Source organism: Streptomyces iconiensis, from assembly GCF_028657195.3.
In the GTDB taxonomy this organism is placed as follows: domain Bacteria; phylum Actinomycetota; class Actinomycetes; order Streptomycetales; family Streptomycetaceae; genus Streptomyces; species Streptomyces iconiensis.
In genome coordinates, this window is the sequence record NZ_JANCPR020000008.1 from 1 (window position 1) to 15,907 (window position 15,907).

Consider the following 15,907-nt stretch of genomic DNA (forward strand, 5'->3'; position numbering starts at 1 on the left):
GCGATTCTGGATGCGGCGGCCGAGCATCGTGCGGATGTGATCGGGATGTCGGGGCTGCTGGTGAAGTCCACGGTGATCATGAAGGAGAATCTGGAGGAGCTCAACCAGCGCAAGATGGCCTCCGATTTCCCTGTCATCCTCGGTGGTGCGGCTTTGACCCGCGCCTATGTCGAGCAGGATCTCCACGAGGTCTACGAAGGAGAAGTCCGCTACGCCAAGGACGCCTTCGAGGGCCTGAGCCTCATGGACACGCTCATGGACGTCAAGCGCGGTGTCCCCGGCGCCGAACTGCCCCCGCTCAAGCAGCGCAGGGTGGCCAAGCGGGACATCCAGATCCCCGAGCCCGAGGCCAACGACGGCTCCGTGCGTTCCGATGTCGCCGTCGATAACCCGGTGCCTGAGCCGCCGTTCTGGGGGACGCGGGTGATCAAGGGGATCGGGTTGAAGGAGTACGCGTCCTGGATCGATGAGGGTGCGCTGTTCAAGGGGCAGTGGGGGCTGAAGGAAGCGCGTAAGGGTGGTGGGCCCTCGTACGAGGAGCTGGTCGAGGCGGAGGGGCGTCCGCGGCTGCGGGGGTGGCTGGAGCGGCTGCACACCGAGAACCTGCTGGAGGCGGCCGTGGTCTATGGCTACTTCCCCTGCCAGTCCAAGGGCGATGATCTGATCCTGCTGCACGAGGACGGCTCGGAGCGTACCCGCTTCACCTTCCCGCGCCAGCGGCGCGGGCGGCGGCTGTGTCTGGCCGACTTCTTCCGCCCCGAGGAATCGGGGGAGCGGGATGTGGTGGGGCTGCAGGTCGTGACGGTGGGGTCGAGGATCGGGGAGAAGGCAGCGGAGCTGTTCGCCGCGGATGCCTACCGGGATTATCTGGAGCTGCACGGGCTGTCGGTGCAGCTGGCCGAGGCGATGGCGGAGTTCTGGCACGCGCGGGTGCGCTCGGAGCTGGGGTATGCGGGAGAGGATCCCCAGCAGATGGCGGGGATGTTCGATCTGGCCTATCGGGGGGCGCGGTTCTCGCTGGGTTACGGGGCGTGTCCGAACCTGGAGGACCGGGCGAAGATCGCGGAACTGCTGGAGCCCACCCGTATCGGGGTGGAGCTGTCCGAGGAGTTCCAGCTCCACCCCGAACAGTCCACCGACGCCATCGTCATCCACCACCCCGAAGCCAAATACTTCAACGCACGCTGATATCGACCGACGTACACTGTTCGGTCCGGTACAGGCCGGTTGTCCCTTCCCGCAGGGGAAGGGGCGACCGGCCTTCTCGTCCCTCTGGAGGTATGCGGATGGACAGCTCGCTCCCCGCTGTCGGCACTCTTACGGCGGAAGGGCCGCCCGCCCTGCAAGCCGTGCTGCTCGACATGGACGGCACCCTGGTCGACACCGAGGACTTCTGGTGGAGCGCGGAGGTCGAGGTCTTCGCCGAGCTGGGCCATGTGCTGCGCGAGGAGTGGCGCACGGTCGTCGTGGGCGGGCCCATGTCGCGCAGCGCGGGGTTCCTCATCGAGGCCACGGCGGCCGACATCGCGCTGGAGGAGCTCAGTACGCGGCTCAACAACAAGTTCGTCGAGCGCCTCGAAGCCGGCGTACCGCTGATGCCAGGAGCCCGCAGGCTGCTCGCCGAGCTGGCGGCGCACCGGATCCCGGCAGCACTCGTCTCCGCCTCCCACCGCAGGGTCGTCGACCGGATGCTGGGCTCGCTCGGCCGCGAGAACTTCGCCCTCACCGTGGCGGGGGACGAGCTGGCCCGTACCAAGCCTCACCCGGACCCGTACCTCACCGCGGCACGCCGGCTGGGCGCCGATCCCGCGCGCTGTGCGGTGCTGGAAGACACCGTCACGGGTGTCGCCGCGGCCGAGGCGGCAGGCTGCCGTGTGGTCGCGGTGCCTTCCATCGCGCCCATCCCGGCCAAGTCGGGCCGCACGGTGGTCAGTTCGCTCGAAGAAGTCGATCTTCCCTTTCTCCGATCCCTGGTCATGGTTCCGCACTGAACGGGCCTCCTCCATGATCAGGAAGGGCGTTATTCCGGCCGCGCGATAAAGGGATCAACTGAGGGCACCGGTACGCTTATTTTCCGTGACCGGGAATCGCGAATTCGGGTGTCCGGTACGAGAGTTGCCGCCGTGATGTTCGTCACGCGCCCGCCTCTCGACAGAACTCCGGTCGTGTGGTGTGCCGGTGACGATACGTGGGATTCGGGTTCCCTTGTGTCCACATTGGTGGAACGACGCGGGATACGTTCCCACGTCCGGATTGCGGACAGGAAGCTTTCGGTTTCTGTGGGTGAAACCGCCTACCTGACCTGCCCTTCCTGACCCACCACGACAGGCGATTAATGTCAGTCCCACCGGCCTATTCCACCTCTGAAGCAAACCCCGGCCGGACGAGGAGATCGTCGACCATGAACCGTAAAACTGTGGTGCTGCCCGTGCTGGCCGGGCTACTCGCGCCCGTTCTCGCCGCCTGCGGGTCCGAGGGAAGCGGGAACGGCGATGGCGACCCCATCGTCGTCGGCACGACGGACCACTTCGTGGCCAGCAAGGACACACCGGCGCCCTTCGACCCCGCCGCGGCGTACGACGTCGCGGCCTGGAGCGTCATGCGGAACACCCTCCAGACGCTCGTACGGCTGCCACGCAGCGGTACCGAACCCGAGATGGACGCCGCCCGTAAGTGCGGCTTCACCGACGCGCAGAACGAGCAGTACCGCTGCACCCTGCGCAAGGGCCTCACGTTCTCCAACGGCCATGAACTCGAGGCCAAGGACGTCGAGTTCTCCCTCAAGCGCCTTCTGCGCATCAAGCACGTCGGCGGGCCTTCCTCGCTCTTCGCCAACCTCGACAAGGTCGAGGCGACCGGAGCGCGCCAGGTCGTCTTCCATCTGAAGAAGCCCGACGCGACGTTCCCGTACAAGCTCAGCACTCCTGCCGCCGCCATCGTCGACAGCGAGACCTACCCCGCGAATGCCCTTGCCAAGGGATTCAAGATGACCGGCTCGGGCCCCTACGCGCTCGACGACTTCGACTCCAAGGACGGTAAGGCGACGCTGAGCAAGAACCCGCACTACAAGGGCGGGTTGGAGTTGCACAACAGCAAGATCGAATTGCGGTTCTTCGACAGCGCACGCGGTATGGAGAAGGCTCTCAAGGCCGGCGACATCGACGTGATGGGCCGCACCATCTCTCCCGAACAGGTCCAACGCCTCGGCAACGCCAAGGACAAGGGCATCGAACTCGTCGAACAGCCGGGCCAGGAGATCCGCTACCTCGCCTTCGACACGGACGCGCCGATCACCGGCAAGAAGGCCGTCCGGCAGGCGATGGCACAGATCGTCGACCGCCAGAAGATCGTCAGGGACGCCTACAACCGCAGCGCCGAGCCGCTCTACAGCCTCGTTCCCGCGGGACTGCCCTCGCACCGCAACTCGTTCTTCAACACCTACGGCGGAGAACCCGACGCCGCGGCGGCCAAGCGCACCCTCGCCAAGGCCGGCATCGACACCCCGGTGAAGCTCACGCTCACCTACACCACCGACCACTACGGCGAGGCCACAGCCAAGGAGTTCGCCACCCTCAAGAAGCAGCTCAACGGCAGCGGCCTCTTCGACGTCGACACCAAGGGCGTCAAGTGGGACAGCTTCCGCCCCGCGGCCACCAGCGGCAAGTACGAAGTCTACGGCTACGGCTGGTACCCCGACTTCCCCGACGCGGACAATTTCATCGCGCCGTTCTTCGAGAAGGACAACTTCCTCGGCTCGCCCTACAGCAACAGGGAGATCCGCGAGAAGCTGCTGCCGCAGACCCGCCGCCAGACCGAGCGTGGCAGCACCACCAACGCGTTCGGCCGCGCCCAGGACATCATCGCCGAGGACGTCCCCGTTCTCCCGCTCTGGCAGGGCAAGCAGTACCTCGCCGCGCGTGACGACATCACGGGCGTCGAATGGGCGCTCAACTCCGCTTCCGTGCTGCAGTTCTGGGAGCTGGGCCGAGGCGCCGAAGGCTGATCAGCCCACCCGGCCGGGAATACCGCAACGGCGGCGCCTCAGCTGCTTCCCGGGGCTCCCGGCCGGACCAGCCCGCTCTCGTACGCGTACACAGCGGCCTGTACGCGGTCGCGCAGCCCGAGCTTCGTCAGTACGTGACCCACGTGCGTCTTGACCGTCGTCTCGCTCACGAACAGGTCCGCCGCGATCTCCGCGTTCGACAGCCCCCGCGCCACCAGCTTCAGCACCTCGACCTCACGCTCGGTCAGCTGGTGCAGCGTGTCCGGCATCGGGTCCTCGCCGGAGGGCAGCTTCCCCGCGTACTTGTCCAGCAGCCTGCGCGTGATGCTCGGTGCCAGCATCGCCTCGCCCGCCGCCACCACCCGGATGGCCTGCACCAGCTCGCCGGCGGGCGCGTCCTTCAGCAGAAAACCGCTCGCCCCGGCACGCAGCGCCTCGACGACGTACTCGTCCAGGTCGAACGTGGTCAGGACCAGCACCTTCGCGGGACCGTCCTTCGCGGGGCCCGTGATCCTGCGGGTGGCCTCCACCCCGTCCATCCTCGGCATCCGGATGTCCATCAGCACCACATCGGGCTGGAGCGCCCGCACCTGGTCCAGCGCCTGAAGACCGTCCCCGGCCTCGCCCACCACCGCAAGATCCTGCTCGGCCTCCAGAATCATCCGGAAGCCGGTACGCAGCAGGGGCTGGTCATCGACCAGCAGTACGCGGATTGCCACGGAAACTCCTTCGTGGGGCGGCAGCGGAAAGCCCCATTCTTGCCTAATCCCGGGGAGCGGGGTCCGCTGCCCCATCCGGAGACGGCGTCACACCCTCCCCGGCAGGCCGCGGCTCAGGCAGCCTCGGCTGGATCATCAGCGGATACGGCGGGGGAGTGCCACCGAACTCGGGGCAGCGCGCCTGGTGGTCGCACCAGTCGCACAGCCGGCTGGGCTTCGGCCGCCAGTCACCCGTCTCCGTCGCCCGCGTGATCGCGTCCCACAGCGCCAGCAGCTTCCGCTCCACGCCCCGCAGGTCGTCCTCGTTCGGGTCGTACGTGAGTACGTCACCGCTGCCGAGGAACACCAGCTGGAGCCGCCGCGGCACGACGCCGCGCAGCCGCCACAGGACCAGCGCGTAGAACTTCATCTGGAACAGCGGTCCGTCGGCGTACTCCGGCCGCGGGGCCTTCCCCGTCTTGTAGTCGACGATGCGGACCTCGCCCGTGGGGGCGACGTCGATCCGGTCGATGATCCCGCGCAGCCGCAGCCCCGACTCCAGCCGCGCCTCGACGAACAACTCCCGCTCGGCGGGCTCAAGACGCGTCGGGTCCTCCAGCGTGAACCAGCGCTCGACCAGTTCCTCGGCCTCCGTCAGCCAGCGCGCGAGCCGCGCGCTGTCCACGGCGGCCTCAGGCCCGGAGCCCGAACCCCCGGCTTCCGGTGCACCGTCCGCCGGGGGTTCGGCTTCGGGGTCCCCGGTGGCCGTCTCCTTGGCGAACAGCTGTGCCAGCTCAGGGCGTTTGGCCAGCAGCCGTTCCCATTCGCCGGCCACCAAGGAGCGCGCACGCGGCGCACTGCGCTCGCCGGCGGGAGCGTCGAAGAGTCTCTCCAGCACGGCATGCACCACCGTGCCCCGGGTGGCAGCGGCTGAAGGCTTCTCCGGCAGTTTGTCGATCACCCGGAAGCGGTAGAGCAGCGGGCACTGCATGAAGTCGGACGCGCGCGAGGGCGACAGCGAGGTCGGCGGTGTGGCCGCGCTGGTTCTCATGGGGAAAGACCCTACGGCCCGCCACTGACAACAGACACTTACCATCGACGGCAGACCCTCGCACTGCATGATCGTCAGGACCGCGCAGCGCAGCGGGGTACGAGGCAGCAGCAGAGGGGAACCCGTGGCGGACACGGACAATGACGGGAAGCCGCGGACCGACGGCTCAGACGAAGAGAGCGGCGACGAGCGCCGCTCATCAGCCACACCCCCACACGCCCCCCACGCCCCTCAGGACTCCCCGAAGCACCCGGAGGAGCCCACGGAACCCACCCGACCGACCGGGCCCGCTGAACCGGCGAAGCCCGCCGAGGCCGGACCCGAGCCGGAGTCCGAGATCGAGCGCTCAGAGCCCGAGCCCGAGGAGCCTGAAGCCGTACGGGAGCCCGAGGCCAAGGAGCCCGAGCCCGAGGCCAAGGAGTCCGAGCCGGAGGAGTCCAGGCCCTCCCTCTCCAAGGACGAACAGCCGGTCGCCCCGCCCGAAGCAGCCGACCCCACCGCGAACCTCGGCAAGACGGGCAGCGGCAAACCCGTACGCCCCCGGGAGAGCGGCGGCGGCATCCTCATGGGCCGCCCCTTCGGCGTACCCGTCTACGTCGCCCCGTCCTGGTTCCTCGTCGCGGCCCTCATCACCTGGGTCTTCGGCGGCCAGCTCGACCGTGTCCTGCCTGACCTCGGCGGCGCCCGCTATCTGCTCGCGCTCTTCTTCGCCGTCGCCTTCTACGCCTCGGTCCTGGTGCACGAACTGGCCCACACCGTCGCGGCGCTCCGCTTCAAACTCCCCGTACGCCGCATCCAGCTGCAGTTCTTCGGCGGCGTCTCCGAGATCGAGAAGGAGTCCGAGACCCCCGGCAGGGAGTTCGTACTCGCCTTCGTCGGGCCCCTGCTCTCGCTCGTGCTCGCGGGAGTCTTCTTCGCCGGCATGCAGGCCGTCGAGCCGCGCACCGTCCCCGGCGTGCTCCTCGCGGGGCTCATGGTCTCCAACCTCATCGTCGCCGTCTTCAACCTCCTCCCCGGCCTTCCGCTCGACGGCGGACGCATGCTCCGCGCGGTCGTCTGGAAGATCAGCGGCAAGCCCATGACCGGCACCATCGCCGCGGCCTGGACGGGCAGGGCCCTCGCCATCGCCGTCCTCATCGGGCTGCCCCTCGCCACCCACGCCGGCGGTCTCGCCAACGGTGGCGTCAGCGGCATGGACTCCCTCACCGACGCGCTACTGGCCGCGATCCTCGCCGCCATCATCTGGACCGGAGCGGGCAACAGCCTCCGCATGGCCCGCCTGCGCGAACGCCTCCCCGACCTGCGGGCCCGCACCCTCACCCGCCGCGCCGTCCCCGTAGAGACCAGCACACCCCTCTCCGAGGCCCTGCGCCGAGCCAACGAGGCGGGCGCGCGCGCCCTCGTCGTCGTCGACGCCAGGGGCGACCCGCTCTCCCTCGTCCGCGAGGCCGCCATCGCAGGAGTCCCCGAACACCGTCGCCCCTGGGTCGCGGTGAGCACCCTCGCGCAGGACCTCAAGGAGGGCATGCGCGTCCCCGCCGAGCTGGCGGGAGAAGACCTCCTGGAGTTCCTCCGCGCCACCCCCGCCACCGAATACCTCGTCGTCGAGGAAACAGGCGAGATCTACGGCGTCCTGTCGACCGGCGACGTCGAACGCGCCTTCGTCGCCGCCATGGGCAAGCAGCCCGCCACGTAGCCAGGACCGGCATCCGGGCCCACCGGGCGGCAGCACCCCCGGGACCAGCTACGCTGTCCACATGTCCGAACCGACCGGTGCCGCCCGCCGTCGCGGCCCCTTCAAGGTCGGGGACCAGGTCCAGCTCACCGACCCCAAGGGACGCCACTACACGATCACCCTCGAAGAGGGCAAGAGCTTCCACACGCACAAGGGAGCCTTCCCCCACGACGAGCTGATCGGCGCCCCAGAGGGCAGTGTCGTCCGCACCACGGGAAACGTCGCCTACCTCGCGCTGCGCCCCCTGCTCCCCGACTATGTCCTGTCCATGCCGCGCGGAGCCGCCGTCGTCTATCCGAAGGACGCCGGCCAGGTCCTCGCGATGGCCGACATCTTCCCCGGCGCACGCGTCGTCGAGGCAGGCGTCGGCTCGGGCTCCCTCAGCACCTTCGTCCTCCGCGCCATCGGCGACCAGGGCATGCTGCACTCCTATGAGCGCCGTGCCGACTTCGCCGAGATCGCCCAGCGGAACGTCGAGCGCTACTTCGGCAGCCCGCACCCCGCCTGGACCCTCACTGTCGGCGACCTCCAGGACAACCTGTCCGACACCGAGGTCGACCGCGTCATCCTCGACATGCTCGCCCCATGGGAGTGCCTGGAGGCCGTCTCCAAGGCCCTCGTCCCCGGCGGCATCCTGTGCGCCTACGTCGCCACCACCACACAGATGGCACGCATGGTCGAGTCACTGCGCGAGTTCGGCACCTTCAACGAACCCCAGGCGTGGGAAACGATGGTCCGCAACTGGCACGTGGAAGGTCTCGCCGTACGCCCCGACCACCGCATGATCGGGCACACCGGCTTCCTCCTCACCGCCCGCCGCCTCGCCGACGGAGTCGAACCGCCACTGCGCCGCCGCCGCCCCGCCAAGGGCGCCTACGGCGACGACTACACGGGGCCCGGCAGCCAGTCCGGCGGTCGCGCGAGCTGAGCCGGCGCTCCCACGGACGAGCACCGCAGAGACGCACCACGGAGACGCACCACAGGCGCACAGCACCACACAGGACTGCCCCGCACCCGGAACAGAACCCGGGTGCGGGGCAGTCCTGTTGAGGCTCCGCGCCGCGGGACGCCGGTGGGGACCCGGCCGTTCCCCGCCGATGTGACATATGGCACGATGCTGAGCACCTCCTCGCACCCCGCCACACACAGGAGTCGCCCCGCGTGACGCAACTGCCCCACACCCGTACCCGTACGGTGCACTGGCTCGCGACCACCGCCGCGCTTGCCGCCGTACTCGGCGCCTCCGCCCTCCTCCAGCCGGCCGACGCGACGGCCAACCCCGCGGAGAGCACGGCACGGGCCAGCGGCGCACCCGATCCCGGAGCCGCGCACTACCCCATGGACTGCGGCGGCGCCTCCGCCCGCACGGACGTACTCGACAAGGGGACAGCGGACTTCGACGGAGACGGGCTCGCCGAGACGGTCGCCGTCGTCCGCTGCAAGGCGGAGGGCGGCACTCCGCCCAGCGCCGTGTTCGTCCTCGCGCACCCCGCGCACAAGGGCGCCCCGCCCCGGATCGTCGCCACACTCGTGCGGCAGAAGGAGCGCATGTCGGTCAAGGACTTCACGACGGGCGCCGGCACCGTCTCCGCCACCCTCCTCGGCTACTCCTCGCCCGACGTACCGCGCTGCTGTCCCGACAAGCAGCGCAAGGTCAAGTGGGAATGGAAGAACGGGAAGTTCGCGCTCACTCCCGCACCCGTCGCCGGCAGCGTCAGCGTCTGAGCCCGCCGTCAAGCGGGTCAGGCACGACGGCGGCCAACCGCCTCGCCCCGCCTCGGGACCGTGCGTGCCGACCTTGTCCGAAACTCGACGTACGGGGACGCGGTCCCCTGGGCACTCCTTGGCAGAGTCCGCCACATCACGCGACAGCGGAAGCGGAACGGCCGTGGCCGCACGGGGCTCCTGGAGCACCCGTCGGCCGCGCCCTTGACGTCAGCGGGCCCGTCGGTGTCCAGCTCGAAGACCTCAGGAGCGCCATGTGCGCATACCCCGTCCCCGGTGCGAGGATCCAGGCCGATCCGGCCCTCGGACGATCCGTCCTGTGCGCCCTTCCAGCTGCCCGGCGACCCCGCGCTCGTGACGAAATAGGGCCGCCCTTGAAGGGTGTTGAACATCTTGAGGATGCAACCGGTCGCTTTCAGATGGTGATGGGTGGGTATTCCCCAGTCGTGAGGGAGTGCGCAAGGGTGAAGATCGGACACAGTCCGACCGTCTTTGTGATCTAGGGGTTTCAACCCGCACCAGCACAGGTAGGGTCGAAGCGTCCAGCTCCCCCTGGAGGAGGTGAGGACCGTGGCAGCCCACGACGACGACATCAACCGCGGCATCCGGCCCGGTCGGGGTTCCGAAGACCCGTCCGGGCAGATCGCCTATCTTGAGCAGGAAATCGCCGTCCTGCGCCGCAAGCTCGCCGACTCTCCGCGGCACACTCGTATTCTCGAGGAGCGGATCGTCGAGCTGCAGACCAACCTGGCCGGCGTGTCCGCCCAGAACGAGCGGCTCTCCAACACTCTCCGTGAAGCGCGCGACCAGATCGTGGCCCTCAAGGAAGAGGTCGACCGCCTGGCACAGCCGCCGGCGGGCTTCGGTGTCTTCCTGCAGGCCAACGAGGACGGCACGGCGGACATCTTCACCGGGGGCCGCAAGCTCCGGGTGAACGTCAGCCCCAACGTCGAGCTCGAAGAGCTGAAGCGCGGCCAGGAGCTGATGCTCAACGAGGCGCTCAACGTGGTCGAGGCCATGGAGTTCGAGCGCGCCGGCGACATCGTCACCCTCAAGGAAGTCCTTGAGGACGGCGAGCGCGCCCTGGTCGTCGGTCACACCGACGAGGAACGCGTGGTCCGGCTCGCCGAACCCCTGCTCGCCGCCACACTGCGCGCCGGCGACGCACTGCTCCTGGAGAGCCGCTCCGGATACGTCTTCGAGGTCGTACCGAAGAGCGAGGTCGAGGAACTCGTCCTCGAAGAGGTCCCGGACATCGACTACACCAAGATCGGTGGACTGGGCGGCCAGATCGAGCAGATCCGGGACGCCGTTGAGCTTCCGTATCTCTACCCCGACCTCTTCCGTGAGCACGAACTGCGCCCGCCCAAGGGCGTTCTGCTCTACGGACCCCCCGGCTGCGGCAAGACGCTCATCGCGAAGGCCGTCGCCAACTCCCTGGCCAAGAAGGTCGCCGAGGTGACCGGTCTGCCCCAGGGGAAGAGCTACTTCCTCAACATCAAGGGCCCGGAACTCCTCAACAAGTACGTCGGTGAGACCGAGCGGCACATCCGCCTGGTCTTCCAGCGCGCACGTGAGAAGGCGAGCGAGGGCACCCCCGTCATCGTCTTCTTCGACGAGATGGACTCCCTCTTCCGCACCCGTGGCTCCGGAGTCAGCTCGGACGTGGAGAACACCATCGTCCCGCAGCTGCTCTCCGAGATCGACGGCGTGGAGGGCCTGGAGAACGTCATCGTCATCGGCGCCTCCAACCGCGAGGACATGATCGACCCGGCGATCCTCCGCCCCGGCCGCCTCGATGTGAAGATCAAGATCGAGCGCCCCGACGCCGAGGCAGCAAAGGACATCTTCTCGAAGTACCTCACCGCGAACCTCCCGCTGCACTCCGACGACGTCTCCGAGCACGGCGGCAGCGCAGCAGCCGCGGTCGAGGCCATGATCCAGTCGGTCGTGGAGCAGATGTACGCGGAGTCCGAGGAGAACCGCTTCCTGGAGGTCACCTACGCCAACGGCGACAAGGAAGTCCTCTACTTCAAGGACTTCAACTCCGGCGCCATGATCGAGAACATCGTCGGCCGCGCCAAGAAGATGGCCATCAAGGCGTTCCTCGATCACAACCAGAAGGGCCTCCGCGTCTCCCATCTGCTCGCCGCCTGCGTCGACGAGTTCAAGGAGAACGAGGACCTGCCGAACACGACCAACCCCGATGACTGGGCCCGTATCTCCGGCAAGAAGGGCGAGCGGATCGTCTACATCCGCACACTCGTCACCGGCAAGCAGGGCGCGGACACCGGCCGTTCCATCGACACGGTCGCCAACACCGGTCAGTACCTGTAGCGAGGATCCAGTCCGGCTGCGGGTCCCGCGAGGGCACCCGCAGCCGGATTGTTTCCCGGAGCGCCATTCCGCAGAAGGAAGTCCGCAGAGTGATCTCCCCACTTCAGCCTGTGCGTCATAGGCTCTTCCGTACCGCCGCGACGCGCAGTGCGGACGAGGGGATCGCACACGGGCCGGATGCGCAGCGGGACTTGAACGGTGGTCCAACGGCTGGCCGCCGTCAGGCAAGGAGGGCCGCATGACCGTACGGCGAGTAATGGGCATCGAGACCGAGTACGGCATCTCCGTGCCCGGGCACCCCAACGCCAATGCCATGCTCACCTCGTCCCAGGTCGTCAACGCGTACGCGGCGGCGATGCACAGGGCGCGTCGCGCCCGCTGGGACTTCGAGGAAGAGAATCCGCTGCGGGACGCCCGCGGCTTCGACCTCGCACGTGAGGCAGCCGACTCAAGCCAGCTCACCGACGAGGACATCGGCCTGGCGAACGTCATCCTCACCAATGGCGCACGGCTGTACGTCGACCACGCCCACCCCGAGTACAGCGCACCGGAAGTCACCAACCCACGCGACGCCGTGCTCTGGGACAAGGCCGGCGAGCGCATCATGGCCGAGGCGGCGGAGCGCGCTGCCGACGTCCCCGGCACGCAGCCCATCCACCTCTACAAGAACAACACCGACAACAAGGGCGCCTCTTACGGCACGCACGAGAACTACCTGATGAAGCGGGAGACCCCGTTCTCCGACATCGTGCGCCACCTCACGCCGTTCTTCGTCTCCCGTCAGGTCTTCACCGGAGCCGGCCGCGTCGGGCTCGGCCAGGACGGCAGTGAGCACGGCTTCCAGCTCAGCCAGCGTGCCGACTACTTCGAGGTCGAGGTCGGCCTGGAGACCACCCTCAAGCGCCCGCTCATCAACACCAGGGACGAGCCGCACGCCGACGCGGAGAAGTACCGCCGGCTGCACGTGATCATCGGCGACGCCAACCTCTCCGAGGTCTCCACCTATCTCAAGCTCGGCACCACCTCGCTCGTACTCTCCATGATCGAGGACGGCTTCATCGCCGTTGACCTCGCCGTCGACCAGCCTGTGAAGACCCTCCACCAGGTCTCGCACGACCCGTCGCTGCGGCGGTTGATCACGCTGCGCAGCGGTCGCACACTCACGGCCGTACAGCTTCAGATGGAGTACTTCGAGCTGGCACGGAAGTACGTCGAGGAGCGCTGGGGCGCCGACGCGGACGACCAGACCAGGGACGTGCTCACCCGATGGGAGGACGTGCTCAACCGGTTGGAACGCGATCCCATGGACCTCAGTGACCAGCTGGACTGGGTCGCCAAACGCTCGCTCATGGAGGGTTACCGCCGCAGGGACAACCTCGGCTGGGACGCGGCCAGGCTGCACCTCGTGGACCTCCAGTACGCCGATGTGCGCCCCGACAAGGGCCTCTACAACCGGCTGGTGGCGCGCGGCAAGATGCAGCGCCTGCTGACCGACGAGGAGGTCACCAGGGCGGTCACCAAGCCGCCCGAGGACACCCGGGCCTACTTCCGGGGCCGCTGCCTGGAGCAGTACGCCGACGACGTGGCCGCCGCTTCCTGGGACTCCGTCATCTTCGATCTCCCCGGCCGTGACTCCCTGCAACGTGTACCGACGCTGGAGCCGCTGCGCGGGACGCGCGACCACGTCAAGGAACTGCTGGACCGCTGTCGTACGGCGGAAGAGCTGGTCAAGGTACTTTCGGGCAGCTGATTCGCGGCTGCGCCGTGCCCGGTCCGGGAATCATCGAGGTGGTTCCCGGACGTTGTACCAACAGAGGGGCCGATGTCAGTCCCTGCTTGTAGGGTCTGATCTTGTACGTTCCGCGTACCCACCGAACCGAGCGGGGTGAGGGAAATGGCGACCAAGGACACCGGCGGCGGACAGCAGAAGTCGACGCGCCAGACCGAGGAGACCGAGGAGCAGGCGCAGGACGCGCAGGTTTCCGAGGACCTCAAGGAGCGCCAGGAGGCACTGTCGGACGACGTGGACTCCGTGCTGGATGAAATCGATGACGTACTCGAGGAAAATGCCGAGGATTTCGTGCGCTCATTCGTGCAAAAAGGCGGACAGTAACGGACATGTCCGGCGCTCGAAATGCGAAGTATTGCGCGAAGTGTGAGAGCACTCTCCCGATGACTTCTTTCGCGGCGGACAAGAACCGCAGCGACGGACGACAGTCGCGGTGCCGGAAGTGCGTGGCGGAATACTCTGCCGCGCACTACCGGCGTCGCCGGGCAGCTCTCGGCAAGAAAGTACGGGAGAAAGTAACTGTCCCCGCAGGGCATAAGCTCTGTCGTATCTGCGACAAGATCAAGCCGCATTCCGAATGGCACCGGAACGCGACTGCCACGGATGGCCTCTCGACACGGTGTAAGGCGTGCCGAGCGGAGCAGGGGCGGGCCAGGCATCTCAAGCGTCAGTACGGCATGACGATTGAGGAGCGACAGGCGCTCGTCGACGGTCAGTTCGGGATCTGCCCGATCTGTCTCAAGCCGGAGCCGCAGCATGTGGATCACGACCATGTGACGGGTAGGGTCCGGGGCGTACTGTGCTTCAGTTGCAATGCGGCACTGGGGCAGTTGAAGGACCGGCCGGACGTCATGCGCCGGGCCATCGCCTACGTGGAAGGAAACGTGTGGAAGCCAACACCCGTAGCACCGGGCGTCTACCTGCTGCCTTCCTGACGCCAGGATCGTCGTCGTTCATGGACTTTCTGTCCGACCACGCCCCGGGACAGCTCCCGGGGAACCGGCCGCTGCCTCCCGTCGAGGGTGCCGTTCAGGTGCCGCACGGCACGACCATCGTGGCCGTGACCTTCCCCGGTGGGGTGGTTCTCGCGGGTGACCGGCGGGCGACGATGGGCAACGTCATCGCGCAGCGGGATGTGGAGAAGGTCTTTCCGGCCGATGAGTACTCCGCCGTGGGAATCGCGGGCACGGCGGGTCTGGCCGTGGAGATGGTGAAGCTGTTCCAGCTGGAGCTGGAGCACTTCGAGAAGGTCGAGGGCTCCACGCTCTCTCTGGAGGGCAAGGCGAACCGCCTCTCGACGATGATCCGCAGCAATCTCGGAATGGCGCTTCAGGGACTGGCGGTTGTCCCGATCTTCGCTGGTTACGACGTGGACCGTCAGCGGGGCCGCATCTTCTCGTACGACGTCACGGGCGGTCGCTCGGAGGAGCTGGGCTTCGCCGGCGTCGGTTCGGGTTCGGTCTTCGCGCGGGGAGCCCTCAAGAAGCTGCACCGCGACGATCTGACGGAGGAGCAGGCGGCGACGGCCGTTCTCCAGGCGCTCTACGACGCGGCGGACGACGACTCGGCGACCGGTGGTCCCGACATGGCCCGCCGTATCTACCCGATCGTCATGTCGATCACCGAGGACGGAATCCGTAGGCTGCCCGATGACGAGGTCGCGGAGCTCGCCAGGACAGTGCACGAGGGCCGTCTCCAACTGCCCAACGGGCCGCAGGCCCCTGTCTCCTAGGACCCAACGGACAGGAAGGGACGGATAGCCGGTGTCGACGCCGTTCTATGTCTCACCTCAGCAGTTCATGGCCGACCGCGCGGAGTACGCCCGGAAGGGCATCGCGCGCGGGCGCAGCGTGGTCGTGTTGCAGTACGCGGACGGCATCGTGTTCGTCGCCGAGAACCCCTCTCGCGCACTGCACAAGGTCAGTGAGATCTACGACCGGATCGCTTTCGCGGCGGTCGGTAAGTACAACGAGTTCGAGAATCTCCGTATCGGCGGCGTCCGGTACGCCGATCTGAGGGGTTACACGTACGACCGTGAGGATGTCACGGCGCGTGGTCTCGCGAATGTCTACGCCCAGACGCTGGGCACGATCTTCTCGGCGAACGCGGAGAAGCCGTACGAGGTCGAGCTGATCGTCGCCGAGGTGGGGCCCGCTCCGGAGGACGACCAGATCTACCGGCTGCCGCATGACGGTTCGATCGTGGACGAGCACGGTTCGGTCGCTGTGGGCGGTAATTCGGATCAGATCGGTACCTACATGGACCAGCGGCACCATGAGGGCATGTCGCTGGGCGAGGCGCTGAAGCTGGGTGCCGAGGCGCTGGGCAGGGACAACAACGGGGGTGAACGCGCGCTGGCGGCCGAGCAGTTGGAGGTCGCCGTGCTGGACCGTGACAGGCCGCAGATGCGCAAGTTCCGCCGGATTCCCGGCAGTCAGGTCGCGAGTCTTCTGGAGGAGACGCCGGACACGGCGGCTCCGGCGGAGGAGTCGTCCACCGACGAGGGTTCCGACACCTCCGAGTAGTTCTTTTCTTACGGCTCTCTTTGTTTCCGGGCGTCGGCCCGGCC

General features: G+C 67.8%; 14 protein-coding genes and 1 pseudogene. 12 read left to right on the forward strand and 3 right to left on the reverse strand.

All coding sequences use genetic code 11. The annotated features are described in order from the left end of the window. From NMN56_RS09645 to NMN56_RS09655, 3 genes are all read left to right on the forward strand, one after another. On the forward strand, nucleotides 1-1,188 hold a 1,188-nt coding region (locus NMN56_RS09645; RefSeq protein WP_283742480.1), incomplete at its 5' end, for a vitamin B12 dependent-methionine synthase activation domain-containing protein. A gap of 98 nt (nucleotides 1,189-1,286) precedes the next feature. Then, nucleotides 1,287-1,991 (forward strand): HAD family hydrolase, encoded by a 705-nt coding sequence (locus NMN56_RS09650; protein WP_274038763.1) that lies wholly within the window; start codon nucleotides 1,287-1,289, stop codon nucleotides 1,989-1,991. A 410-nt stretch (nucleotides 1,992-2,401) separates the two neighbouring features. Next, nucleotides 2,402-4,003: an ABC transporter substrate-binding protein gene (locus NMN56_RS09655; protein WP_274038764.1), complete on the forward strand. Its 1,602-nt coding sequence runs from the start codon at nucleotides 2,402-2,404 to the stop codon at nucleotides 4,001-4,003. A 38-nt stretch (nucleotides 4,004-4,041) separates the two neighbouring features. Here the strand turns inward: NMN56_RS09655 and NMN56_RS09660 are convergent, their stop codons facing one another. Together NMN56_RS09660 and NMN56_RS09665 are read right to left on the reverse strand one after the other, a co-directional pair. Further along, nucleotides 4,042-4,722, reverse strand: coding sequence for a response regulator (locus NMN56_RS09660; protein WP_274038765.1), 681 nt, complete (start codon nucleotides 4,720-4,722; stop codon nucleotides 4,042-4,044). 43 nt (nucleotides 4,723-4,765) lie between these two features. Next, on the reverse strand, nucleotides 4,766-5,752 hold the full coding sequence (locus NMN56_RS09665; protein WP_274038766.1) for a RecB family exonuclease: 987 nt from the start codon (nucleotides 5,750-5,752) through the stop codon (nucleotides 4,766-4,768). Between the two features lie 67 nt (nucleotides 5,753-5,819). Here NMN56_RS09665 and NMN56_RS09670 point away from each other — a divergent pair, with 67 nt between their 5' ends. The 3 genes from NMN56_RS09670 to NMN56_RS09680 all read left to right on the forward strand — a co-directional run bounded on the left by NMN56_RS09670 (nucleotide 5,820) and on the right by NMN56_RS09680 (nucleotide 9,212). Then, nucleotides 5,820-7,448, forward strand: coding sequence for a site-2 protease family protein (locus NMN56_RS09670; RefSeq protein WP_274038767.1), 1,629 nt, complete (start codon nucleotides 5,820-5,822; stop codon nucleotides 7,446-7,448). Between the two features lie 61 nt (nucleotides 7,449-7,509). Continuing rightward, nucleotides 7,510-8,415, forward strand: a complete 906-nt coding sequence (locus tag NMN56_RS09675; RefSeq protein ID WP_274038768.1) for a tRNA (adenine-N1)-methyltransferase — start codon at nucleotides 7,510-7,512, stop codon at nucleotides 8,413-8,415. Nucleotides 8,416-8,648: 233 nt separating this feature from the next. Continuing rightward, nucleotides 8,649-9,212, forward strand: a complete 564-nt coding sequence (locus tag NMN56_RS09680; protein WP_274038769.1) for a hypothetical protein — start codon at nucleotides 8,649-8,651, stop codon at nucleotides 9,210-9,212. A gap of 48 nt (nucleotides 9,213-9,260) precedes the next feature. On the opposite strand, the pseudogene NMN56_RS09685 reads toward NMN56_RS09680, so the two are convergent. After that, nucleotides 9,261-9,508: pseudogene (locus NMN56_RS09685) on the reverse strand (ferredoxin); the annotation flags it as partial. Between the two features lie 274 nt (nucleotides 9,509-9,782). Between NMN56_RS09685 and arc the strand changes: the two are divergent. From arc to prcA, 6 genes are all read left to right on the forward strand, one after another. Continuing rightward, nucleotides 9,783-11,549 carry a proteasome ATPase gene (gene arc / locus NMN56_RS09690; RefSeq protein WP_274038770.1) on the forward strand — a complete coding sequence of 589 codons (1,767 nt, stop codon included), beginning with the start codon at nucleotides 9,783-9,785 and terminating at the stop codon, nucleotides 11,547-11,549. Nucleotides 11,550-11,787: 238 nt separating this feature from the next. After that, nucleotides 11,788-13,299, forward strand: a complete 1,512-nt coding sequence (gene dop / locus NMN56_RS09695; protein ID WP_347178583.1) for a depupylase/deamidase Dop — start codon at nucleotides 11,788-11,790, stop codon at nucleotides 13,297-13,299. Nucleotides 13,300-13,443: 144 nt separating this feature from the next. After that, nucleotides 13,444-13,662, forward strand: coding sequence for a ubiquitin-like protein Pup (locus NMN56_RS09700; protein ID WP_274038771.1), 219 nt, complete (start codon nucleotides 13,444-13,446; stop codon nucleotides 13,660-13,662). A gap of 353 nt (nucleotides 13,663-14,015) precedes the next feature. Next, the gene (locus tag NMN56_RS43015) at nucleotides 14,016-14,273 is read left to right on the forward strand and encodes an endonuclease VII domain-containing protein (RefSeq protein WP_347178584.1); all 258 of its coding nucleotides are present in this window, start codon (nucleotides 14,016-14,018) and stop codon (nucleotides 14,271-14,273) included. Further along, on the forward strand, nucleotides 14,225-15,070 hold the full coding sequence (gene prcB / locus NMN56_RS09710) for a proteasome subunit beta (protein WP_274038773.1): 846 nt from the start codon (nucleotides 14,225-14,227) through the stop codon (nucleotides 15,068-15,070). Before NMN56_RS43015 ends, prcB begins: the two co-directional genes overlap by 49 nt. A gap of 31 nt (nucleotides 15,071-15,101) precedes the next feature. Beyond that, complete coding sequence (gene prcA / locus NMN56_RS09715) at nucleotides 15,102-15,863, forward strand: proteasome subunit alpha (RefSeq protein WP_274038774.1); 762 nt, start codon at nucleotides 15,102-15,104, stop codon at nucleotides 15,861-15,863. The last annotated feature ends 44 nt before the right edge of the window (nucleotides 15,864-15,907 follow it).